Raw genomic sequence first — 22,121 nt, forward strand, 5'->3', positions numbered from 1 at the left:
AAGCTTGCCCCCACAGGGGATCAGTGGGTGGTCAGCCCGGCGGCATTCATGAACATCCGCATCAAACTGGCGACGATGAACAACGCCAGTACGCTGCCAGCCCAGATCAGCGCCAGCCAGCCGAGCCGCTGCCAGAGTGGCTTGCGTTCGGCGGCTTCGATGTCTTTCAAGTCAGGTTTGGCCATGCTCACGCCCTCAATGGTAGCCGTCGTCATGGGTCACCTTGCCGCGGAACACGTAGTAGCTCCAGAAGGTGTACACCAGGATCAACGGGATGATGAACAGCGTGCCCACCAGCATGAAGCCTTGGCTCTGGGGCGGTGACGAGGCGTCCCAGATCGAGATGGACGGCGGTACGATGTTCGGCCACAGGCTGATGCCCAGGCCGCTGTAGCCGAGGAAAATCAGCACCAGGGTCAGGATGAAAGGCGTGTAGTTGGCATTGCGGTCCACCGCGCGGAACAACCCGTACATGGTCACCAATACCAGGATCGGCACCGGCAGGAACCAGAACAGGTTCGGCAACGTGAACCAGCGGGCCGCAATGTCGGCGTGGGCCAGCGGCGTCCAAATGCTGACGATACCGATCACGGCCAGCACCACGAACGCCAGCGGCCGGGCCAGGTCATGCATCTGCTCTTGCAGCTTGCCCTCGGTCTTCATGATCAGCCACGTGCAGCCGAGCAACGCGTACGCCGCGATCAACGCCAGGCCACAGAACACCGTGAACGGCGTGAACCAGTCCAGGGAGCCTCCGGCGAACTGGCGATTGACCACCTCGAAACCGTCGATGAACGCCCCCAGCGCCACACCCTGGAAGAAGGTGGCCGTCAGCGAACCGCCAATGAACGCTTTGTCCCAGAGGTGGCGCTTTTCAGCCTTGGCCTTGAAACGGAACTCAAAAGCCACGCCGCGGAAGATCAGGCCGATGAGCATCAAGATCAACGGCAGGTACAGGGCCGAAAGCACCACCGAATAGGCCAGCGGAAACGCCCCGAACAATCCGGCACCACCCAGCACCAGCCAGGTTTCGTTACCGTCCCAGACCGGCGCCACGGTGTTCATCATCACGTCGCGGTCGCGCTCGCCCTTGACGAAGGGGAAGAGGATGCCAATCCCCAGGTCGAAGCCGTCCATGATTACGTACATCATGATGCCGAAGATGATGACCACGGCCCAGATCAGCGGAAGATCAATACCCATGACTCAATTCCCCTTGTTCGAGCGGTCGTTGTGGTCCACGTCGTCGCCTTCGTTGGCGGCCGACAATGGCCGGGCCGGGGTGCGTTTCTGGCCCGGGCCGCCATCGCTCGGTTCGGCTTCGTGGGCCACCGGCCCTTTGCGCACCAGGCGCATCATGTAGCTCAGGCCCGCACCGAACAGCGCGAAATACACCACGACGAACAGCACCAGAGTGATGCTCATCTGGGCGAAGCTGTGGCCGGACGAAGCATCGGCTGTGCGCATCAAGCCGTAGACCACCCAAGGCTGGCGGCCGATCTCAGTGGTAAACCAGCCGGCCAGGATCGCAACCAGCCCGGACGGCCCCATCCACAGCACCAGGTGGAGGAACGGCCGGGACTGATAGATCCGATCGTTGCGGCGCAGCCACAGGCTGCACAGGCCGGTAAAAATCATCAGCAACCCAAGGCCGACCATGACCCGGAACGACCAGAACACGATGGTCGAATTGGGTCGATCTTCAGGCGGGAACTCCTTGAGGGCCGGCACTTGCTCGGTCAACGAATGCGTCAGGATCAGGCTGCCCAGGTAGGGAATTTCCACGGCGTATTTGGTTTTTTCCGCTTGCATGTCGGGCCAGCCGAACAGGATCAGCGGGGTCGGTTCATTGCCGACGTTTTCCCAGTGGCCCTCGATGGCGGCGATCTTCGCCGGTTGATGCTTGAGGGTGTTCAGGCCATGGAAGTCGCCGATGACCGCTTGTATCGGCGCCACCAGCAACGCCATCCACATCGCCATCGACAGCATCCGGCGGATGGCTGGGTTGTCGCGACCGCGTAGCAAATGCCAAGCCGCCGATGAGCCGACGAAGAACGCTGTGGCCACGAACGCCGCGGTGGACATGTGCAACAAGCGATAAGGAAACGAGGGGTTGAACACCACCGCCAGCCAGTCCACCGGGATCACCCGGCCGTCGATGATTTCGTAGCCCTGGGGGGTCTGCATCCAGCTGTTGGACGACAGGATCCAGAAGGTCGAGATCAGGGTGCCGATCGCCACCATGACCGTGGAAAAGAAATGCAGGCCACGGCCGACGCGGTTCCAGCCAAACAGCATCACGCCGAGGAAACCCGCCTCGAGGAAGAACGCCGTGAGCACCTCGTAGGTCAGCAGGGGCCCGGTCACCGCACCGGCGAAGTCTGAAAAGCGGCTCCAGTTGGTCCCGAACTGATAGGCCATGACCAACCCGGACACCACCCCCATGCCGAAGTTGACGGCAAAGATCTTCGACCAGAAGTGATACAGGTCACGGTAGGTGTCATCGCGGGTCTTGAGCCACAAGCCCTCGAGCACCGCCAGGTAACTCGCCAGGCCGATGGTGATGGCCGGGAACAGGATATGGAACGAGATGGTGAACGCGAATTGGATTCGGGCGAGATCGAGCGCCTCCAAACCGAACATAAGTCTTCCTCTGTCAGGTAAAACCGGCTGCGGGTGGGGCTTGCACCAACCCCCAGGGATATGGAGTGCAGTGCTTTTCAAATCGTTCTTTTTTTAACCGTCACAACGCAGGACGCAGGCCGGATGGCCACCAGTGCAACGCCCCGAAGGGCATTGATCTGGATCAAGCAATGCTCAAAGAGTAGTCGCATTATTGCCGATGGACGGCGTGGTCTTTTGTCGCGTGACAGGTTGTCTCAGTGTCGTAATCCTGCTTCAAGCTGTGATTTCCAAACCCACACGGCCCCCGTGGCGAGGGAGCTTGCTCCCGCTCGGTTGCGCAGCGACCGCAAAATCCAGGGGCCGCTGCGCAGCCCAGCGGGAGCAAGCTCCCTCGCCACAGAGGCCCGCATGTTCCCGGGAACAACCGCTTCTGCCAGTAAAAGTAGATGTTTGGCTAACTATTTTTCCCGCTACCGCAACTTCCTGTTACAGCTCGATGATAATCTCGTAGCCTTCATCACCGGACCCGTCATAGATGCCCAGCCAAGCACCGCTGCTGCTCCGTCACCATCGTCCCTTCATCGCCTTCTGGCTGGCCCGGATCTTCACTGCCAGCGGCTTCCAGATGCTCACCGTGGCCATCGGCTGGAACCTCTATCAACTGACCGGCAACGTTCTCGACTTGGGCCTGGTGGGCCTGGTGGAATTTGCCCCGCGCGTGCTGTTCATGCTCCACACCGGGCATGTGGCGGACCGCTACGATCGGCGCAAGGTCGCAGCCATTTGCCAGTCGTTGCAGGCGATGATTGCCCTGGCGCTGGCGATCGGCAGCGCCACCGACCATGTCACCCGGGAAATGATCTTCATCCTTGCCTTCCTGCTGGGTGCCGCCCGCTCCTTCGAAATGCCGACCACCCAGGCGTTGTTGCCCAGCATCGTGCCGGCCGGCCTGTTTCCCCGCGCCGTGGCCGCCGCGCAATCGGCCCAGCAATCAGCCACCATCGTCGCTCCGGCACTGGGCGGCTTGCTCTACGCCTTCGGTAGCGTCTGGGTCTATGGGCCCACCGTGGTGCTTTACCTCATTGCCTGCTGCCTGATGCTCAACCTGCCCGCCCGGCAGACGCCGCTGAACAAAGGCAAGGCGACCCTGGATTCGTTGCTGGCCGGGGTTCGCTTCATTCGCAGCCGCCCGGACATCCTCGGGGCGATCTCCCTGGACCTGTTCGCCGTGCTGCTCGGCGGCGCGACGGCGCTGCTGCCGGTGTTCGCCAAGGACATCCTGCTCACCGGCCCCTGGGGCCTGGGCCTGCTGCGTTCGGCGCCAGCGGTCGGGGCCTTGCTGATGTCGCTGTGGCTGGCGCGGTTTGCCGTGGAGCGCAAGGTTGGCCGGGTGATGTTCACCGCAGTGGGCGTGTTCGGCGTCGCCACCATTGCCTTCGGCCTTTCCACCTCGTTCTGGTTTTCCTTGGCAGTGCTGGTGGTGCTGGGCGCGGCAGACATGATCAGCATGGTGATCCGCGCCTCGTTCGTGCAACTGGAAACCCCGGATGAAATGCGCGGCCGGGTCAGCGCGGTGAACGGGCTGTTCATCGGCGCTTCGAACCAGTTGGGCGAATTCGAATCCGGCCTCACCGCCCACTGGTTCGGCACGGTGCCGGCGGTGGTCATGGGCGGTGTGGGCACGCTGCTGGTGACCGGGACCTGGATCAAGCTGTTCCCGACCCTGGCCAACCGCGACCGGATGCACGAACCGGTGGACGAAGCGAAGGCCTAGTGGCCTGTACGGTTAATTCGAGTACTCAAATTCGAGTGCCAGGGCTTGCCAGGCAAGGCGCCATGACGAGTCGTAGCCCGCTACGGCGAGGAATGGCAACGCAGCCTGGCAAGTTCTGGCGCCGAAGTTGAGTGCACGAATTAGCCACACAGGCCACTAGATTAATTTGTCGAGGGTGATTGGGAAGTCCCGCACCCGCTTGCCAGTGGCATGGTAGATCGCATTGGCCACCGCCGCGGCCACCCCGACGATGCCGATCTCACCGACGCCCTTGGACCCGAGCGCATTGACGATATCGTCCTGTTCCTCGACGAAAATCACCTCGATGTCACCGATGTCGGCACTGACCGGCACGTGATACTCGGCCAGGTTGTGGTTCATGTGGCGTCCGAGGGCGTGGTCGGTCAGGGTTTCTTCGTGCAGGGCCATGCCGACGCCCCACACCACGCCCCCGAGAATCTGGCTGCGGGCGGTTTTCGGGTTGACGACCCGGCCGGCGGCGATGGCACTGACCACTCGGTTGACCTTCACCGTCCCCAAATCCTCGTCCACCCACACTTCGACAAACACCGCCGAGTGAGTGGCCGTGGCGTAGGCCTGGCGTTTTTTGTCCGGCTCGGCGGTGACCTGGGCCTGCAGCGGTGTCTCGCCGCTTTTCTGCGCCAGCTCTGCCAATGCCACACTCGCTTCGCCCAGCCGCAGCTGGCCATCGGCAAACGTCACCTGCTCAAGGGTCGCGCCGCTGAAGGCCGGACACGCCTGGCGGGCCACGGCCAGGAGTTTTTCCTTCAGCGCCTCACAGGCCTGCTGCACGGCGGTGCCCACCGACGAGACGGTGAACGAACCGCCCTGCAACGGCGCGGTGGGCAGCGATGAATCGCCCAGGACAAACGTGACGTTCTCAAGGGAAACGCCTGACGCCTCGGCGGCGATCTGGGTCATGACCGTGTAGGTCCCGGTGCCGATGTCCGTGGTGGCGCTGCTGACGGTCAGCTTGCCATTCGTATCCAGCGAGGCCCGGGCACTGGCCTTCTGCTGCATGGCCTCCCACACGCCACCGGCCATGCCCCAGCCGACCAGTTGCCGGCCTTCACGCATGCTGCGCGGTTCCGGATTGCGCTTGTCCCAGCCGAAACGACGGGCACCTTGGGCATAACATTCACGCAGTTCCTTGCTGGAATAGGGCTTGCCTTCGTTCTCGTTGCGTTCGGCGTAGTTGATCAACCGCAGTTGCACCGGATCGATCGCCAGGGCACAGGCCAGTTCATCCATGGCGCATTCCAGGCCGATCAGCCCCAGGGCCGCGCCGGGCGCACGCATGTCCAGGGGCGTGTAGACGTCCAGCGGCACCAACTTATAGGTCAATGTCACGTTGTCGCAGTGATAGAGCATGCCGCTCCACTCCACCACGTGCTCGGTGAAGTCTTCGAAACGCGAGGTCTGGCCGACAGCGGTGTGCGCCACGGCCAGCAAGCGACCATTGGCCGCCGCCCCCAGCTGCACGCGCTGGAACGTGCGCGGCCGATAGCCAAAGGTGAACATCTGCTGGCGCGTCAGGCTGACCCGCACCGAACGCTTGAGGGCCAGTGCCGCCATCACCGCCAACGGCAATTGATATTGCGGACGCAGTCCGGAACCGAAGGCGCCGCCGACAAACGCGGCAAACACGCGCACCTGCTCTTTCTCAAGGCCGAAGACCTTTTGCACATAGGCTTGGCAATTTTGCGTGCCTTGGGTCTTGTCGTGGATGTGTAGGCTGCCGTCAGGCTGATACAGCACGGTGGAGGCGTGTGGCTCCATCGGGTTGTGGTGTTCCACCGGCGTGCTGTAGGACACATCCACGCTGAGCGCGGAACTGGCGTACTCGCCCTGAAAATTCCCACGAGGCTTGGGCAATTCAGCGGGTGCCGGATGGGCCTCGTTTTGCAGGATTTTCAGATCGGTCTGGTGATCCTCGGCCGCATATTCGATATCAACCAGTGAGCCGGCATACCGCGCCAGCTCGAGATTTTCCGCCACCACCAGGGCCAGTGGCTGGCCACTGTAGAGTATCTGGTCGTTGTACAACGGCCGGAACGGCGAGCCATCCGCCGCATCGGCATCCTGGTAGGGCTCGTCGTAGCTGGCGATTCTCGGCCGGTTGGTGTGGTCGATGACTGCGACTACGCCGGGCAGTGCCAAGGCTCGGGACGCATCGATGCGCAGCACACGGCCACGGGTGACCGTACCGGACACGACGCTGCCATGAAGCAGGCCGTCCTCGGGGTATTCGCCGGCGTAACGCGCCTGGCCCGTCACCTTGAGCAAGCCATCGACCCGGTCGAGTGGCTGCCCTATGGATTTGCTCGAAGCGTTCATCAGGCGTGTCCTCCCTGCGGTGCGCTACCCAACGCGGCATTGCTCAAGGCGCGGACAATCGCCCGCCGCGCCAACCTGACCTTGAAGCCGTTGTGCTCCAGCGGCTCGGCGTGTTGCAGCAGCGCATCGGCGGCGGCGGTGAACGTTTCGCGGCTGACAGTCTGCCCGGTCAGCCAGCTCTCCACCGCCCTGTCGCGCCAGGGTTTGTGCGCCACGCCTCCCAGGGCCAGGCGTGCCTGGCGAATCACCGGCCCGTCCAGCTCCAGCGCCGCCGCCACCGAAACCAGGGCAAAGGCGTAGGAGGCACGGTCACGGATCTTCAGATAGTGGCTATGGTCGGCAAAACCGGCGGCAGGCAACTCGATGGCGGTGACCAATTCATCGTCAGCCAACTGGTTATCACGTTCCGGGGCATCGCCGGGCAGACGATGGAAATCGGCGAACTCGATGGTCCGCGCCCCGCCCCGTCCCATGACGTGGACCACCGCTTCCAGGGCCGCCAAGGCCACGCACATGTCGGAGGGATGGGTGGCGACACATTGATCGCTGGCACCGAAAATCGCGTGGATGCGGTTCAAACCGTTCCGGGCCGGGCACCCGCTGCCGGGCCGGCGTTTGTTGCACGGCACGCTCGCGTCATAGAAGTAATAGCAGCGGGTACGTTGCAGCAGATTGCCGCCGGTGCTGGCCATGTTGCGCAGTTGCGGCGAGGCCCCCGCCAGGATCGCCTGGGCCAGCAGTGGATAACGGCGTTCGATCCACGGGTGCCAGGCCAGGTCGGCATTGCTCACCAAGGCCCCGATCATCACCCCGCCGGAAGGGGTTTCACTGAGGTCCGCCAGGGGCAAGCCGGTGATGTCGATCAAGTGTTCAGGGCGGGTGAGGTTCTCCTTCATCAGGTCCAGCAGATTGGTGCCGCCGGCGATGAAGCGGGACACCGGGCTCGACAGATCGACGGCCGCCTGCACCGTGTCCGGCTTGCTGTATTGGAAAGGGTTCATCGGTCACCCCCTTGTTCCTGACGGCAACGAGGCAAGGCGTCTTCAATGGCATCGCGAATGTTGTTGTAGGCACCGCACCGGCACAGATTGCCGCTCATCAGCTCACTGATCTGTGCGCGGGTCTGCGCCCTGCCCTCGTTGGCCAGCCCCACCGCCGAACAGATCTGCCCCGGCGTGCAGTAGCCGCACTGGAACGCGTCATGGGTGATGAACGCCTGCTGCATGGGATGCAATGCCCCATCACTGGCCAGGCCTTCGATGGTGGTCAATTCGGCGCCGTCGCACATCACCGCCAGGGTCAGGCAGGCATTGATCCGCTTGCCATCGCGCAGCACGGTGCAGGCCCCACACTGGCCGTGGTCGCAGCCTTTCTTGCTGCCCACCAGGTCCAGTTGCTCACGCAGCAGGTCCAGCAAGGTGGTCCAGGCCAGCACTTGCAACTCTCGCACTTGGCCATTGAGGGTCAGGCGAATCGGATGACGGACGAAGGACGCCGACGTCGCTTCGGACAGGGTCGCGCTCATGGAACACCTCACGGTTGGTCGTACTCGCGGCGTTTTGGGAAACCGCCGTCATAAGGGTTACGACTTCAGGGTGGGGTGATGCGTTCAAGGCAATTGCGATGCTGCGGGCACTGCAAGCAACATGAATTTAACGGGCCTGTGCGGTATATATGTACCGCACCGAGTGTAATGTATCGCCTTACACTCTGTTCCATGATTAAATCCTTCCAGCACAAAGGCCTCAGGCTCTTTTATGAGACGGGGTCGACCCGTGGTATCCGGGCGGACCACGGAAAACGCCTGGCCCGCATGCTCCAGTTCATGGACAGGGCGCAGGCCGCCAACGACTTGGATATCCCGGGATGGCGATTGCATCCGCTCAAGGGTGGGCTGGATGGATACTGGTCGCTGGGGGTTTCGGGAAACTGGCGGGTTATTTTTCGTTTCATCGGGTCCGATATCGAACTGGTCGATTATCTGGACTACCACTGATCAGGAGGCTGGAACATGCCCATGCACAATCCGCCACACCCTGGCGAAACCTTGCGGTTGGACGTGTTGCCCGAGCTGGGCATCACGGTCACCGAACTGGCACGACACCTGGGCTTCGCCCGGCCTCATCTCTCCCGGGTATTGCATGGCCATGCGCCCATCAGCCCCGATCTGGCGGTGCGCCTGGAACGTGCCGGGATCGGCAAGGCCAGGGTGTGGTTGGGCGTCCAGGCCGACTATGACTTGTGGCAAGCCGAGCGCCGCGAGCAACCCGCGATCGAACCTTTCCCCCAACACGCTTGACCTCCGTCAGGCCAGCAACTCCGCCGCCACCACGCTCCTCACGCCCTTGCCACTGAGTTGTTCCACCAGCATCAAGGCAAACGCCAGGGCGGCGGCCGAGCCTTGGGCGGTGATGCAGTTGCCGTCTACCACCACGGGCTGATCCACGAAGCTGCAACCGGACAGTTGCTGGCTTACCGCTGGCAGGCAGGTCATGCGGCGCTGGCGCAGGACGCCGAAGGCCTGTAGCGCCAGGGCCGGGGCTTCGGCGATGGCGGCAAAGAAACGCCCGGCGGCGGCCTGGTCCTTGATCAATTGTTGCAGCGGCTGATGGGCCGCCAAGTGCTGAGCGCCGATGATGCCGCCCGGCAGGACGACCAGGTCGAAATCCTGCACGAGCACGTCCACCAGCATGCCATCGGCCGTCAGGCGCGTGCCGCGGGCGCAAGTGAGCATGCGCCGTCCTTCGATGCTCGCCACCACGGTTTCGATCTGCGCGCGCCGCAGCACATCGATCAAGGTGACCGTCTGCAAGTCGTCGACGCCCTCGGCGACGGCAATCAGGGCTCGGGGGATCTTGGTTCCAGGAATCATGGGCGCTCTCTCCACTGGGTGATGCCTGTAGTGTAGGAGCTGCCGAAGGCTGCGATCTTTTTACAAGCGCTTGAGACTCAAGCGTCTGGGGAAAGATCGCAGCCTCGCTTCGCTCGGCAGCTCCTACACAACGGTTATGCATTTCTCACGCGGGGGCCGGGCTATTTGATGTACAACTGGGTCGACATCCGGTTGCCCGGGGCGTTGATCGACTGGTTGCTGAAGCTGAAGGTGCCCTCTTGCTTGCCCTTCAGGTCGAAGATGTACACATAGCCGACGACTTTGGTCCGCACCGAGCAGTCGTTGAGATTGCCATTGCTGTAGGCACATACCGGCGAGCGGGTGCCGTCGACTTCAAAGCCGTCCAGGGTGACATGGGGCTGATGGCCATAGCCGACTTCCAGCACGTAGACCTTGATGTTCGGCCCGCCGTGATCGCAACGCGTCTGCGCCTGCCCGGGGACGATGTCCTCGAAACCACAGGCCGGCGACTCGACCTTGAGTACCTTGACCTCACTCAAGGGCGGTGCCGACGCGGCATTGACGGCTTGGCCGAGCATCCACAGGGCCAGCGCGCAGCCCACGGCCACCAGCCGCTTTTTATTCATGTGAAGCATAGAGACCTCCCGGAACCGCGGGCAGTATGGCCCACTTGGCGCGTTGGCAAAACATCGACGACGATCGCAGCCACAACGCTACGCTGCTGGTATGATGCGCGGCTTTTTCCGACCCGCAGAAAATTCCCGGGCGCCGCTGGCGACCTGTGCTTTGCTGTTGAGGTCGATACATTCACGGCGCCGGGCGCGCCACGGGGAGCAGACATGCTGGAAAGGCTGTTTCAACTCAAGGCACACAACACCAACGTGCGGACCGAGATCCTGGCGGGCGTCACGACCTTCCTGGCCATGGCCTACATTCTGTTCGTCAACCCGAGCATCCTCGGCGAAACCGGCATGGACAAAGGCGCGGTATTCGTCGCCACCTGCCTGGCGGCGGCCATTGGCTCCACGGTCATGGGCCTGATCGCCAACTACCCGATCGCCCTCGCGCCGGGCATGGGCCTGAACGCCTTCTTCACCTACACCGTGGTCCTGCACATGGGCCACACCTGGCAAGTGGCCCTGGGCGCGGTGTTCGTCTCCGCCGTGCTGTTTTTCCTGCTGTCGATCTTCCGCATCCGCGAGTGGATCATCAACAGCATCCCGCTGCCGCTGCGCTCGGCCATTGCCGCCGGTATCGGCCTGTTCCTGGCGCTGATCGCCCTGAACAATGCCGGCATCGTGGTGAAAAACCCGGCGACCATGGTGGGCCTCGGCGACTTGAAGCAACCGGCGCCGATCCTCGCGACCCTCGGCTTTGTCCTGATCGTCGCCCTCGAAGCCTTGAAAGTACGCGGCGCGGTGCTGATCGGCATCCTCGCGGTCACCATCGTTTCGATCCTGATGGGCTTCACCCCGTTCAACGGCGTCATCTCCGCGCCACCGTCCCTGGCCCCGACCTTCCTGCAACTGGACATCAAGGGCGCCCTGGACATCGGCCTGGTGAGCGTGATCTTCGCCTTCCTGTTCGTCGACCTGTTCGACAACTCCGGCACCCTGATTGGCGTGGCCAAGCGCGCCGGACTCATGGGCAAGGACGGCCACATGCCGAAGATGGGCCGTGCGCTGATCGCCGACAGCACCGCCGCCATGGCCGGTTCGCTGCTGGGCACCTCCACCACCACCAGCTACATCGAATCGGCGGCGGGCGTCAGCGCCGGCGGCCGCACCGGTTTGACCGCCATCGTGGTGGCGATCCTATTCCTGCTGGCGCTGTTCTTCTCGCCACTGGCCGCCAGCGTCCCGGCCTTCGCCACCGCGCCTGCCCTGTTGTTCGTCGCCGTGCTGATGACCTCGGGCCTGGCGGAAATCGAATGGGATGACATCACCGTCGCCGCGCCCGTGGTGGTGACCGCCCTGGCGATGCCATTCACCTATTCCATCGCCAACGGCATCGCTTTCGGTTTCATCGCCTGGACCGCCATCAAACTGGTGTCTGGCCGTGGCCGTGAGCTGAACCCGGCGCTGGTTATTCTGTCGATCCTGTTCGTGATCAAGTTGGGTTGGTTCAACGCATGACTTTTGATTCCCAGGCCTACGCCGCCCAGTTACAGGACAAGGTCACCCGCTTGCGTGACCTGTTGGCGCCGTTCGACGCACCGGAACCTGCGGTGTTCGATTCGCTCCTGAAAAACTTTCGCCTGCGGGCCGAATTCCGCCTCTGGCGCGAGGCCGGCGAACGGCATTACGCAATGTTCTCCCAGGACGACAAACGCACACCGATCCTCATTGAGGAATTTCCCATTGCCAGCCTGCGCATCAACCAATTGATGCCGCAGCTCAAGGCCGCCTGGCAAGCCAGTGCGCCCCTGAGCCATAAGCTGTTCCAAGTGGAATTCCTGACCACCCTCGCGGGCGATGCGATGATCACCCTGTGTTATCACCGCCCGCTGGACGAGCACTGGCACGCGGCCGCGTCAAAATTGGCGGCCGACCTGGGCGTCAGCATCATTGGCCGCTCCAAGGGCAAGCGGGAAGTGATCGGCCACGATTACGTGGTGGAGAAACTTGAAGTGGGCGGCCGCACCTTCAGCTATCGCCAACCCGAGGGTGCCTTCACCCAGCCCAACGGCACGGTGAATCAGAAGATGCTCAACTGGGCCTATGAAGCGCTGGGCGATCGCAGCGACGATCTGCTGGAGTTGTACTGCGGCAACGGCAACTTCACCCTGCCCCTGGCCACCCGCGTGCGCAAAGTCCTGGCCACCGAAATCAGCAAGACCTCGGTGAACGCCGCGCTGAGCAACCTCAGCGAAAACGCTGTGGATAACGTTACCCTGGTGCGCCTGTCCGCCGAAGAACTGACCGAAGCCTTGAACGAAGTCCGACCGTTCCGTCGCCTGCAGGGCATCGACCTGAAAAGCTACGAATTCGGCAGCGTATTCGTCGACCCGCCGCGTGCCGGCATGGACCCGGACACCTGCGAGTTGACTCGGCGGTTCGACAACATCCTCTACATCTCCTGCAACCCGGAGACCCTCGCCGCGAACATCGCGCAATTGAACGACACCCACCGCATCACGCGTTGTGCGTTGTTCGATCAATTTCCTTGGACCCATCACATGGAATCCGGGGTGTTGTTGACTCGGCGCTGAGTCCTCCCTTTCGGGGTGAAGGATTACCCTGTGGCGAGGGGATTTATCCCCGCTGGGCTGCGAAGCGGCCCTCTGCTCTGTCTTGTCTGGCCTCTTGCGAGTGCTGCGCACTCGAGCGGGGATAAATCCCCTCGCCACAATTGCTCTCCCTCACCTTTCGGCCGGCAATGTTCGATCATCGAACACTTATTGCCCAACGACCGCGGCTTTATTTGACCAAATTAACCATCTAGTACAATTTATCTCCACCGGCTGAAACCCCGCCGACACCAACAATAAAAATGTGGAGAAACTGCGATGCCTCCGATCGTTCTGGTGCTCAACGGCCCGAACCTGAACCTGCTCGGCACCCGCGAGCCGGCCACCTACGGCCATGAAACCCTGGCCGATATCTCTGCACTGTGCGGGCGCGCCGCCGACGAATTCGGCCTGGCGGTAGAGTTCCGCCAGACCAACCAGGAAAGCGAATTGCTGGACTGGATTCACGGTGCCCGGGGCCGGTGCGCCGGTATCGTCATCAACCCGGCGGCCTGGACCCACACTTCCGTGGCGATCCGTGACGCCCTGGTGGCCAGCGAAGTGCCGGTCATCGAAGTCCACCTGTCCAACGTTCATGCCCGTGAAACCTTCCGCCACCACTCCTTTGTCTCATCCGTCGCCATTGGCGTGATGTGCGGGTTTGGCAGCCATGGTTATCGCCTGGCCCTTGAACATTTCAGTCAGCGGTTGAAGGGTTGATGGGCATGTCGAATATCACTGTGCTGGCCGGCCTGATCGGCGCGGGTATCCAGGCGTCCCGCACGCCGGCGCTGCATGAGCGCGAAGGCGATGCCCAAGGCATGCGTTATCTCTATCGACTGATCGACCTGGACGCGTTGAAGCTCGACAGCGGTGCCCTGGCCGATTTGCTGATGGCCGCCGAACGCATGGACTTCACCGGCCTGAACATCACCTTCCCCTGCAAGCAGGCGATCATCCCGCTGCTGGACGAGCTGTCGCCCGAGGCCCGAGGCATCGGCGCGGTCAATACGGTGGTGCTCAAGGACGGCAAGCGCATCGGCCACAACACCGACTGCCTGGGGTTCGCCGAAGGTTTTCGCCGTGGCCTGGGGGAAGTGGCGCGCAAGCGCGTGGTCCAGATGGGCGCGGGGGGCGCTGGCGCGGCGGTGGCCCATGCGCTGTTGCTAGAGGGCGTGGAAACCCTGAGCATCTTTGACGTCGAAGTCAGCCGCGCCGAGGCACTGGCCAACAACTTGAATCAACACTTCGGCACCGGCCGCGCTCGCGCCGGGCATGACCTGCCAACGGCCATGGCCGAGGCCGACGGTCTGGTGAACACCACGCCCATGGGCATGGCGAAACTGCCGGGCATGCCAGTGCCGGTCGAGTTGTTGCGGGGCGCTTTGTGGGTCGCTGAAATCGTTTACTTCCCATTGGAAACCGAGCTGCTGCGCAACGCCCGCGCCATCGGCTGCCGCACGCTGGATGGCGGCAACATGGCGGTGTTCCAGGCGGTGAAGGCGTTCGAACTGTTCAGTGGCGTGGCGCCGGACGCGCAGCGGATGCTGGCGCATTTTCAGAGCATGAATCACTGAAGCCGGTGATGAATCCCCTGTGGAAATGACCTGTGGGAGCGAGCTTGCTCGCGATGGCGGTGTGTCAGTCGCAACTGATGTTGGCTGATCGACCGCTATCGCGAGCAAGCTCGCTCCCACATAAGCCCGCTCACACATCAGGTTCGGTGTCAGGCCTGCAAGTACCGCAACACCGATTCACACACCATCTGCCGATGCCGCTGCTTCACCGCTTCATCCGACAGGTCGATCTGAAAGATCTCACCGAACGTCTGGCGGTTGGACACCCGGTAGAAACAGAACGAGCTGATCAGCAGATGCACATCCAGCGGCTCGAGGCCGGCACGGAACACGCCCTCTTCGGCGCCGCGCCGCAGGATCACCCCCAGGGAATCGAGGATGGTATTGGTCATCGCCTTGATCGCGCCTGACTGCTTCACGTACTCGGCGTTGTGAATGTTCTCGATGCAGACGATGCGCACGAAATCCACATTGCGATCGTGGTGGTCGAAGGTGAATTCCACCAGGCGCCGGATCGCGTCCACCGGGGCCAGTTCCGCCAGGTGCAGGCGGCTCTCGGTGGTGCGGATATCGCCGTAGAGTTTTTCCAGCACCTCGACGTACAACTGCTCCTTGCTGCCGAAGTAGTAGTAGATCATGCGCTTGGAGGTGTGGATGCGCTCGGCGATGGCGTCGACCCGGGCACCCGCCAGGCCCTGCTGGACGAATTCGACGATGGCTTCCTGAAGAATGTTTTCCCGGGTCTTCTCCGGGTTGTTCTTGCGACTCTTGCGCGGCTGGGCGACAGGTTCGTCGAGCGCTGCGGAAAGCTCTGGATTCATAGTCATTGCGGGCTCACGGCCATCACTGCACAGGCTGGCGATTATGGGCCGCACCGTGCACTGAAGGAAGCCACGGCACCGCCCATTACCGCCACGTTTACGATTTCCCTACAACTTGGCGTGCCGCAAGCCACCGCTGCGGGACTTGGCCATGGCCGCCAGGCGCACCGCGACGTTGGCGGCGCCATAACCGGCGTAACCGTTCTTGCGCTGGATGATCTCAAAGAAAAACCGCCCCTCGAACGGCTCGGTGTAGACGTGGAACAGCTCGCCACCCTGGGCATCACGGTCGTACAGCACGTTGAAGTAAGCCAGTTCGCTGAGGAACTCGTCATCGAAATCGAAACGCGCCGCCAGGTCGTCGTAGTAGTTGAGCGGGATGTCGAGCAACGGTACGCCCGCCTCCTTGGCCCGACTGACCTGGGCGAAGATGTCGTCGCAGTCGAAGGCGATGTGATGCACGCCGGAGCCGCGATAACTCGACAGCGCATGTGAGATCGCGGTGTTGCGGTTCTCGGAAATGTTCAGCGGCAAGCGGATCGAACTGCAGCGGCTGCGCAGCGCCCGGCTTTTTACCAGGCCATAGGGGTCGGGCAAGACCACTTCGTCGTCGGCCTCGAAATCCAGCAGGCTCTTGTAGAACAGCACCCAACTGTCGAGGCTGTCGGCCGGCAGCGCCATCGCCATGTGGTCGATGCGCTTGAGCCCGGCCCCGATGACCGCCCCCGGTTGCAGGTTGAAATCGGTGCCATAGACGTCGGCGTCCTGGTCTACCAGGTAAATCAGGCTGCCGTCCGGTGCACGCACCGCCGCCAGCTCCAGCTCATTGGGCCCCACCAATCCGCGATAGGGCTGACCCTTGTAGGCAACCGCCCGCTCCAGGGCACTGGCGCTGTTTTTCACCCGCACGGCGGTGGCGCACAACGATGGCCCGTGGGCTTCGAAAAAGCTGTGGGCGAAGGAATACGGTTCACTGTTGAGGATCAGGTTGATGTCGCCCTGGCGCAGCAGGCTGACATTCTTCGAGCGATGCTGGCCCGCCTTGACGAACCCCAACCGTTCCAACCAGTGGGAGAGCTTGGCACCGAGGTTATCGTCCACGGCAAACTCGAGGAATTCGATGCCGTCGTATTCGCTGGCCGGGGGTGTAGCGAACAGGATGTCGGCATTGCCAGCGGCGCTCGCTTCTTCGGCCAGGCGCTGGCGGGTCTTTTCTTCCAGGTACAGCAGCGAACGCAGGCCGTCGGCGGCATTGGCCCGTGGCGGCGCGGCACGAAAACCGTCGTTGAAGATCTCCAGCGACAGCGGCCCGGTATAACCACTCTTGATGATCGGCGCCAGGAACCCCGGCAAGTCGAATTCGCCCTGGCCCGGGAAACAACGGAAATGCCGGCTCCACTCCAGGACGTCCATGGCCAGGATCGGTGCATCGGCCATTTGCACAAAAAAGATCTTGTCGCCCGGGATCTGAGCAATGGCGCTCGGGTCGCCCTTGAGGGACAAGGTGTGGAAGCTGTCGAGCAACACGCCGAGGTTGGGGTGATCGGCCTGGCGCACGATGTTCCAGACCTGTTGATAAGTATTTACATGGCGGCCCCAGGCCAGCGCCTCGTAACCGATGCGCAAGCCGCGGGCACCGGCCCGTTCGGCCAGCAGGCGCAAGTCATCGATCAGGATCTGTTCATCGCCGACGCTGTCGGCCGAGGCATTGCTGCACACCAACACCAGGTCGGTGCCCAGCTCCTGCATCAAGTCGAACTTGCGCTCGGCCCGCTCCAGGTTGCGCGGCAGACGATCGCGGCGGCAGCCTTCGAAATCACGAAACGGTTGGAACAAGGTGATGGCGATGCCCAGGTCAGCGCACATCTGCCTGATTTCTCGAGGGCTGCCATCGTAATAAAGAAGGTCGTTCTCGAAAATTTCCACCCCATCAAAACCGGCGGCGGCAATGGCGTCGAGTTTCTCCGGCAAAGTACCGCTCAAGGACACGGTGGCAATGGAACGCTGCATGACTTCGGCTCCCGGGACAGGCATCGGCTACAAAGGTGCGCCGCTTTTTAAAGAGTCAGCCGATTATTGAGCTGCCGGTTTCTTTCAGCAATTCAATATGTACCATCCGGTTAGTTTTTTGGGCGATTATCGAACACAATGCCCATGGCTGAATTGACGATTTTTTGCTCACTGCGCACCATCGCTTCCACATTGACACCGGCTCTGATCGCCAATCTCGATGGACAGACCCAGACCAACCATAAGAATTTCAAAAACGGGTACACGCTATGATTCCCTCCCAAAGCTCCCGCCTGGCCCCTGGCCTGGGTGCCTCCACCGGCAGCGTCGGTGACAAGATCCGCGGCGCCATGGCCGTGGGCAAGACCCGTTGGGGCATGCTCGCCCTGGTGTTTTTCGCCACCACCCTGAACTACATCGACCGTGCCGCCCTGGGCGTCATGCAGCCGATCCTGGCCAAGGAAATGAGCTGGACGGCGATGGACTACGCCAACATCAACTTCTGGTTCCAGGTCGGGTATGCCATCGGCTTCGTGTTGCAGGGGCGACTGATCGACCGGATCGGCGTCAAGCGCGTGTTCTTCTGCGCCGTGCTGCTCTGGAGCCTGGCGACCGGCGCCCACGGCCTGGCCACGTCGGCAGTGGGCTTCATGGTTTGCCGTTTCATTCTCGGCCTTACCGAAGCCGCCAACTACCCGGCCTGCGTGAAGACCACCCGGCTGTGGTTCCCGGCGGGCGAACGGGCTGTCGCCACCGGTATCTTCAACGCCGGAACCAACGTCGGTGCGATGTTCACGCCGATGCTGCTGCCACTGGTCCTGCACGTATGGGGCTGGCAGGCGGCGTTCCTGTGCATGGCCGCGCTGGGCGGGATCTGGCTGCTGTTCTGGGGCCTGAAGTACTTCAACCCTGAAGACCATCCCACCGTCAAACAGTCGGAGCTGGACTACATCCAGGCCCAGGACGAACCGGACCCGGTCCGCGTACCGTTCTCGCGCATCCTGCGCATGCGCGGCACTTGGGCGTTCGCCCTGGCCTACTCGATCACCGCGCCGGTATTCTGGTTCTACCTCTACTGGTTGCCGCCGTTCCTGAACCAGCAATACAACCTGGGCATCAACGTGACCCAGATGGGCATCCCGCTGATCATCATCTACCTCACCGCCGACTTCGGCAGCGTCGGCGGCGGGATCCTGTCGTCGTTCCTGATCGGCCGCGGCCTCGACCCGATCAAGGCGCGCCTGGTGTCCATGCTGCTGTTCGCCTGCTGCATCATCGGCGTGATCATGGCCGCGGGTTCCAGCAGCCTGTGGATGGCGGTGTTCGCCATTTCCCTGGCCATTGGCGCGCACCAGGCCTGGACCGCCAACATCTGGAGCCTGGTGATGGACTACACGCCCAAGCACATGATGAGCACGGTGTTCGGCTTCGGCGGCATGTGCGCGGCCATCGGCGGGATGTTCATGACCCAACTGGTGGGCCACATTCTCACGATCACCCACAATAACTACACCGTGCTGTTCACCCTGATCCCGGCGATGTACTTCATTGCCCTGACCTGGCTGTACTTCATGGCGCCGCGCAAGGTGCCTACCCTGGAAAAATGACTGTCCACACGCTAACGGGCAACGATTCACCTGTGGCGAGGGAGCTTGCTCCCGCTCGATTGCGCAGCAATCGCAAAAAAGCGAGGGCCGCTTCGCCCGAAGCGTCGGACCGGCCCAGCGGGAGCAAGCTCCCTCGCCACTGGGGGCTGTGCTAGCCCAGAGAGTGCTGTGCTAGCCACAAAAGGGTTTGTCAGCGGTTACGCCCGCCGCTGTTGCCACGCCGCCGCCAACCCACTCAAGCAGATCAAGACGATGCCCACCACGGTGGTCAGCGTCGGCGTGTGGTTGAACAACAACCAGCCCAGCAGGCCGGCAAACACGATCTGGCAATACCCGAACGGCGCGAGCAGCGCCGGGGCGGCAAAGCGGAAGGCCTGGGTCAGCATCAGGTGCGCCGTCATCCCGCAGGCCCCCAGCGCCAACATCATCGCCCCGTGCATCAGGCTCGGCACCTGCCAGAAGAACGGCACCAGCGCGCTCATCACCAAGGTATTGCACAGGCCGGCGAAGAAATTGCTGGTGGTCGGGCTGTCGATCTCGCTGAGCTTGCGCGTGAGCAGTTGGTAGAAGCAGAAAAACAGTGCCGAACAGAACGGTAACAGCACCGCCGGGGTGAACAGATCGCCGCCGGGATGGACGATGATCAACACCCCGATGAAACCGAAGATCACCGCGATCCATTGACCGCGCGTCACCCGTTCGCCCAGCAATGGCACCGACAGCGCCGTCACCAGTACGGGCGCGAGGAAGTTGACCGCCGTCGCCTCCGCCAGAGGTATGAACATCAACGCGGTGGTGAAAAACAGACTGGTGCCCAGCAGGCACAACGCCCGGGCCAACTGCCACAACGGGCGCTTGGTACGCAGTACCCGCAGCCCCGAGCGTGGCAGGAAAATACCCGCCATCAACAACGTGTGCACCACGTAACGCGCCCAGACCACCATGACGATCGGATAAAAACCGGACAGGTATTTGGACAACGCGTCATGACTGGAGAACAGGAACGTTGCGGCCAGGATTAGCACGATGCCCTTGAAAGCCTGATTGACGCCGGAGAGCGGTGTGCTGACGGTCATGAGGGAAACCTGCGTTGCTTGATATAAGGGCCGTGACGCACGATGCAGTTGTTGGGCCAGCGAGCATGCCGATAAGTTCTGAATCGGCAGTGTAATGAAAATTCCGGCGCCAGGCAGGATCGGCACTTCGATGAACCAAAACCCGTGTCCGTTGCCTGACAGCACAAGCGCGGCGCGCACCTTGGGCGCCTAAAAGCTAGACTCACCGCCACAGCAGTCATTTCTCGCAGCGTCATTTAGAGGATCTCCCACATGTTATGGAAAAAAGGTCGCCGCAGTGACAACGTGGTGGACGCCCGTGGTGATGGTGGGGGCGGTGGCGGAATGCGTTTTGGCGGCGGCAAGGGATTGAGCCTGACGGCCATTCTCCTGATCGTCGGCATCGGCTGGATCACCGGCCAGGACCCGATGCAGATTCTCGGGCAACTGGCCGGGCAGATGGACCAGTCCGCACCCGCCACGTCACAAACCCGCCAGGCGCCACCGGCCAACGACGAACAGGCCGAGTTCGTGCGCTCGATCCTCGGCGATACCGAAGACACCTGGGGCCAAGTCTTCCAGCAGGCCGGACGCCAATACCAGCAGCCCAAACTGGTGCTGTTCAGTGGTCGGGTCAATTCGGCTTGCGGCCTGGCCTCCTCGGCGACCGGGCCGTTCTATTGCCCGGCGGACCGGCAGGTCTACCTGGACATGAGTTTCTTCAAGGAAATGTCCCAACGCTTTGCCGCCGCCGGCGACTTCGCCCAGGCCTACGTCATTGCCCACGAAGTCGGCCACCATGTGCAGACGCTGCTCGGCGTGTCGGCGAAAATCCAGGAAGCACGCCAGCAAGGCCGGCAGATGGAGGGCGACGGCGGCTTGTTGGTGCGCCAGGAGTTGCAGGCCGATTGCCTGGCCGGGGTCTGGGCCAACCATGCGCAGAAGCGCCTGAACTGGCTGGAGCCGGGAGACATCGAAGAGGCCTTGACCGCCGCCAATGCCATCGGTGACGACCGCTTGCAGCAGCAAGGCCAGGGCCGCGTGGTGCCGGACTCCTTCACCCACGGTACGTCGGCGCAGCGGGTGCGTTGGTTCAAGACCGGCTTCGCCCAGGGCCAGGTCAGTCAGTGCGACACGTTCGCGGCGAAAACCCTGTAGATGAAGGGGTGGGCGTTGATCGGGCTGGTGCTGTGCTGCGCCGCGGCCCAGGCCGATGAACACGGCGTCAACGTGGTCGCCCAGGGGCGCCTGCAACTCAAGGGCGGTGCCATGGCCGTCGCCGTCAGCCCGCCCCCGGCATCCATCCAACGCGTGCTGATCATCCTTCATGGTCGGCTGCGCAACGCCGACACCTACCTGCACAGCGCCGAAAAAGCTGCCGGGCAGGCCGGGCAACAGGGCACGACGCTGGTCATCGCCCCGCAATTCCTCAACGAGCAGGACGTGGCTCGCCACACGTTGCCCAATGATCTACTGCGCTGGCAGGGCAATGATTGGATGGCCGCAGGCCTGTCCACGGGGCCCAACCCGGTCAGCTCCTTCCAAGTCCTCGACGACATCGTCGCGCGGGTCAGTGACCGGCAGCAATTTCCCCAAGTAAAGGACATCGTCATCGCCGGTCATTCCGGCGGCGCCCAGGTCGTGCAGCGCTATGCCCTGCTCGCCCAAGGCCAATACCGGATCAACCCGCGTTTCGTCATCGCCAACCCGTCGTCCTATGCCTACTTCGATGCGCAACGGCCCATGGCCTTCGACGCCGCCAGTTGCCCGGGCTTCAACCGCTGGAAATACGGCCTGCAGGACCTGCCCGCCTATGCCGCTGGGCGAACGCCCGCCCAGCTGGAGGAACACTACGTCAAGCGCGATATCGTTTATCTGCTCGGGCAGCAGGACATCGATCCGGAGCATCCGGCGTTGGACAAGGGTTGTGAAGCACAGACCCAGGGGGCGTATCGGTTACTGCGTGGGCATTTCTTTTTCGACTACCTGACCCGGCGCCATCCCGAGGGGCTGAACCAGCGGCTGATCGAGGTGCCTGGGGTCGGGCACGATGGGGATGGGATGTTCAATTCGCCGGAGGGGCTGAGGGTGTTGTTTGGGCAGTAAGCCTCGTGGCGACTGATAGGGCCTCATCGCGAGCAAGCTCGCTCCCACAGGGTTTTCTGTGTTCGCCACACATCCCCTGTGGGAGCGAGCTTGTTCGCGATGGCG

At 62.6% G+C, this 22,121-nt stretch carries 21 protein-coding genes; 10 read left to right on the forward strand and 11 right to left on the reverse strand.

Features of this window, described 5'->3' with window-relative positions:
* Positions 1–20: 20 nt before the first annotated feature.
* Genes ACLH0I_RS25465 through ACLH0I_RS25475 form a run of 3 tightly spaced genes read right to left on the reverse strand, consistent with a single transcriptional unit; the run spans position 21 to position 2,643 of the window.
* Positions 21–185 (reverse strand): DUF2474 domain-containing protein, encoded by a 165-nt coding sequence (locus ACLH0I_RS25465; protein ID WP_003205785.1) that lies wholly within the window; start codon positions 183–185, stop codon positions 21–23.
* Between the two features lie 10 nt (positions 186–195).
* Positions 196–1,203: a cytochrome d ubiquinol oxidase subunit II gene (gene cydB, locus ACLH0I_RS25470; protein WP_411385685.1), complete on the reverse strand. Its 1,008-nt coding sequence runs from the start codon at positions 1,201–1,203 to the stop codon at positions 196–198.
* A gap of 3 nt (positions 1,204–1,206) precedes the next feature.
* The gene (locus ACLH0I_RS25475; RefSeq protein ID WP_411385686.1) at positions 1,207–2,643 is read right to left on the reverse strand and encodes a cytochrome ubiquinol oxidase subunit I; all 1,437 of its coding nucleotides are present in this window, start codon (positions 2,641–2,643) and stop codon (positions 1,207–1,209) included.
* A gap of 517 nt (positions 2,644–3,160) precedes the next feature.
* Between ACLH0I_RS25475 and ACLH0I_RS25480 the strand changes: the two genes are divergently transcribed.
* Positions 3,161–4,399 carry an MFS transporter gene (locus ACLH0I_RS25480; protein WP_186706521.1) on the forward strand — a complete coding sequence of 413 codons (1,239 nt, stop codon included), beginning with the start codon at positions 3,161–3,163 and terminating at the stop codon, positions 4,397–4,399.
* 156 nt (positions 4,400–4,555) lie between these two features.
* Here ACLH0I_RS25480 and ACLH0I_RS25485 read toward each other — a convergent pair whose 3' ends face one another.
* Genes ACLH0I_RS25485 through ACLH0I_RS25495 form a run of 3 tightly spaced genes read right to left on the reverse strand, consistent with a single transcriptional unit; the run spans position 4,556 to position 8,282 of the window.
* Positions 4,556–6,757: a xanthine dehydrogenase family protein molybdopterin-binding subunit gene (locus ACLH0I_RS25485; RefSeq protein WP_411385687.1), complete on the reverse strand. Its 2,202-nt coding sequence runs from the start codon at positions 6,755–6,757 to the stop codon at positions 4,556–4,558.
* On the reverse strand, positions 6,757–7,758 hold the full coding sequence (locus tag ACLH0I_RS25490) for an FAD binding domain-containing protein (protein WP_250963275.1): 1,002 nt from the start codon (positions 7,756–7,758) through the stop codon (positions 6,757–6,759). Before ACLH0I_RS25490 ends, ACLH0I_RS25485 begins: the two co-directional genes overlap by 1 nt.
* Positions 7,755–8,282, reverse strand: a complete 528-nt coding sequence (locus ACLH0I_RS25495; protein ID WP_250963276.1) for a (2Fe-2S)-binding protein — start codon at positions 8,280–8,282, stop codon at positions 7,755–7,757. The genes ACLH0I_RS25490 and ACLH0I_RS25495 overlap by 4 nt, the downstream gene beginning before the upstream one ends.
* 192 nt (positions 8,283–8,474) lie before the next feature.
* On the opposite strand from ACLH0I_RS25495, the gene ACLH0I_RS25500 reads away from it, so the two are divergent.
* Entirely contained in the window at positions 8,475–8,753 is a 279-nt protein-coding gene (locus ACLH0I_RS25500) for a type II toxin-antitoxin system RelE/ParE family toxin (RefSeq protein ID WP_411385688.1), read from the forward strand.
* Positions 8,754–8,768: 15 nt separating this feature from the next.
* Positions 8,769–9,056, forward strand: a complete 288-nt coding sequence (locus ACLH0I_RS25505; protein ID WP_186730615.1) for a HigA family addiction module antitoxin — start codon at positions 8,769–8,771, stop codon at positions 9,054–9,056.
* 6 nt (positions 9,057–9,062) lie between these two features.
* On the opposite strand, the gene ACLH0I_RS25510 is transcribed toward ACLH0I_RS25505, so the two are convergent.
* Positions 9,063–9,629, reverse strand: a complete 567-nt coding sequence (locus tag ACLH0I_RS25510; RefSeq protein ID WP_250963278.1) for a DJ-1 family glyoxalase III — start codon at positions 9,627–9,629, stop codon at positions 9,063–9,065.
* Positions 9,630–9,790: 161 nt separating this feature from the next.
* A complete protein-coding gene (locus ACLH0I_RS25515; RefSeq protein WP_411385689.1) occupies positions 9,791–10,246 on the reverse strand; it encodes a DUF4879 domain-containing protein in 456 nt (151 codons plus the stop codon).
* A gap of 204 nt (positions 10,247–10,450) precedes the next feature.
* Between ACLH0I_RS25515 and ACLH0I_RS25520 the strand changes: the two genes are divergently transcribed.
* The 4 genes from ACLH0I_RS25520 to ACLH0I_RS25535 all read left to right on the forward strand — a co-directional run bounded on the left by ACLH0I_RS25520 (position 10,451) and on the right by ACLH0I_RS25535 (position 14,417).
* On the forward strand, positions 10,451–11,746 hold the full coding sequence (locus ACLH0I_RS25520; protein ID WP_411385690.1) for an NCS2 family permease: 1,296 nt from the start codon (positions 10,451–10,453) through the stop codon (positions 11,744–11,746).
* Entirely contained in the window at positions 11,743–12,822 is a 1,080-nt protein-coding gene (trmA, locus tag ACLH0I_RS25525; protein WP_411385691.1) for a tRNA (uridine(54)-C5)-methyltransferase TrmA, read from the forward strand. Before ACLH0I_RS25520 ends, trmA begins: the two co-directional genes overlap by 4 nt.
* Before the next feature lie 297 nt (positions 12,823–13,119).
* The gene (aroQ, locus tag ACLH0I_RS25530; protein ID WP_186706530.1) at positions 13,120–13,560 is read left to right on the forward strand and encodes a type II 3-dehydroquinate dehydratase; all 441 of its coding nucleotides are present in this window, start codon (positions 13,120–13,122) and stop codon (positions 13,558–13,560) included.
* Between the two features lie 5 nt (positions 13,561–13,565).
* A complete protein-coding gene (locus ACLH0I_RS25535; RefSeq protein WP_411385692.1) occupies positions 13,566–14,417 on the forward strand; it encodes a shikimate dehydrogenase in 852 nt (283 codons plus the stop codon).
* Between the two features lie 149 nt (positions 14,418–14,566).
* Here the strand turns inward: ACLH0I_RS25535 and ACLH0I_RS25540 are convergent, their stop codons facing one another.
* On the reverse strand, positions 14,567–15,244 hold the full coding sequence (locus ACLH0I_RS25540; RefSeq protein ID WP_411385693.1) for a TetR/AcrR family transcriptional regulator: 678 nt from the start codon (positions 15,242–15,244) through the stop codon (positions 14,567–14,569).
* Between the two features lie 102 nt (positions 15,245–15,346).
* A complete protein-coding gene (quiC, locus tag ACLH0I_RS25545; protein ID WP_411385694.1) occupies positions 15,347–17,248 on the reverse strand; it encodes a 3-dehydroshikimate dehydratase QuiC in 1,902 nt (633 codons plus the stop codon).
* A gap of 269 nt (positions 17,249–17,517) precedes the next feature.
* Between quiC and ACLH0I_RS25550 the strand changes: the two genes are divergently transcribed.
* Positions 17,518–18,855: an MFS transporter gene (locus ACLH0I_RS25550; RefSeq protein WP_411385695.1), complete on the forward strand. Its 1,338-nt coding sequence runs from the start codon at positions 17,518–17,520 to the stop codon at positions 18,853–18,855.
* 197 nt (positions 18,856–19,052) lie between these two features.
* Here the strand turns inward: ACLH0I_RS25550 and ACLH0I_RS25555 are convergent, their stop codons facing one another.
* The gene (locus ACLH0I_RS25555; RefSeq protein ID WP_186730609.1) at positions 19,053–19,931 is read right to left on the reverse strand and encodes a DMT family transporter; all 879 of its coding nucleotides are present in this window, start codon (positions 19,929–19,931) and stop codon (positions 19,053–19,055) included.
* 252 nt (positions 19,932–20,183) lie between these two features.
* Between ACLH0I_RS25555 and ACLH0I_RS25560 the strand changes: the two genes are divergently transcribed.
* A complete protein-coding gene (locus tag ACLH0I_RS25560; RefSeq protein WP_411385696.1) occupies positions 20,184–21,068 on the forward strand; it encodes a neutral zinc metallopeptidase in 885 nt (294 codons plus the stop codon).
* Complete coding sequence (locus ACLH0I_RS25565) at positions 21,069–22,016, forward strand: alpha/beta hydrolase (protein ID WP_411385697.1); 948 nt, start codon at positions 21,069–21,071, stop codon at positions 22,014–22,016.
* Positions 22,017–22,121: the final 105 nt, after the last annotated feature.

It is taken from the genome of Pseudomonas sp. MPB03, assembly GCF_046605385.1.
In the GTDB taxonomy this organism is placed as follows: Bacteria; Pseudomonadota; Gammaproteobacteria; order Pseudomonadales; family Pseudomonadaceae; genus Aquipseudomonas; species Aquipseudomonas zanjanensis.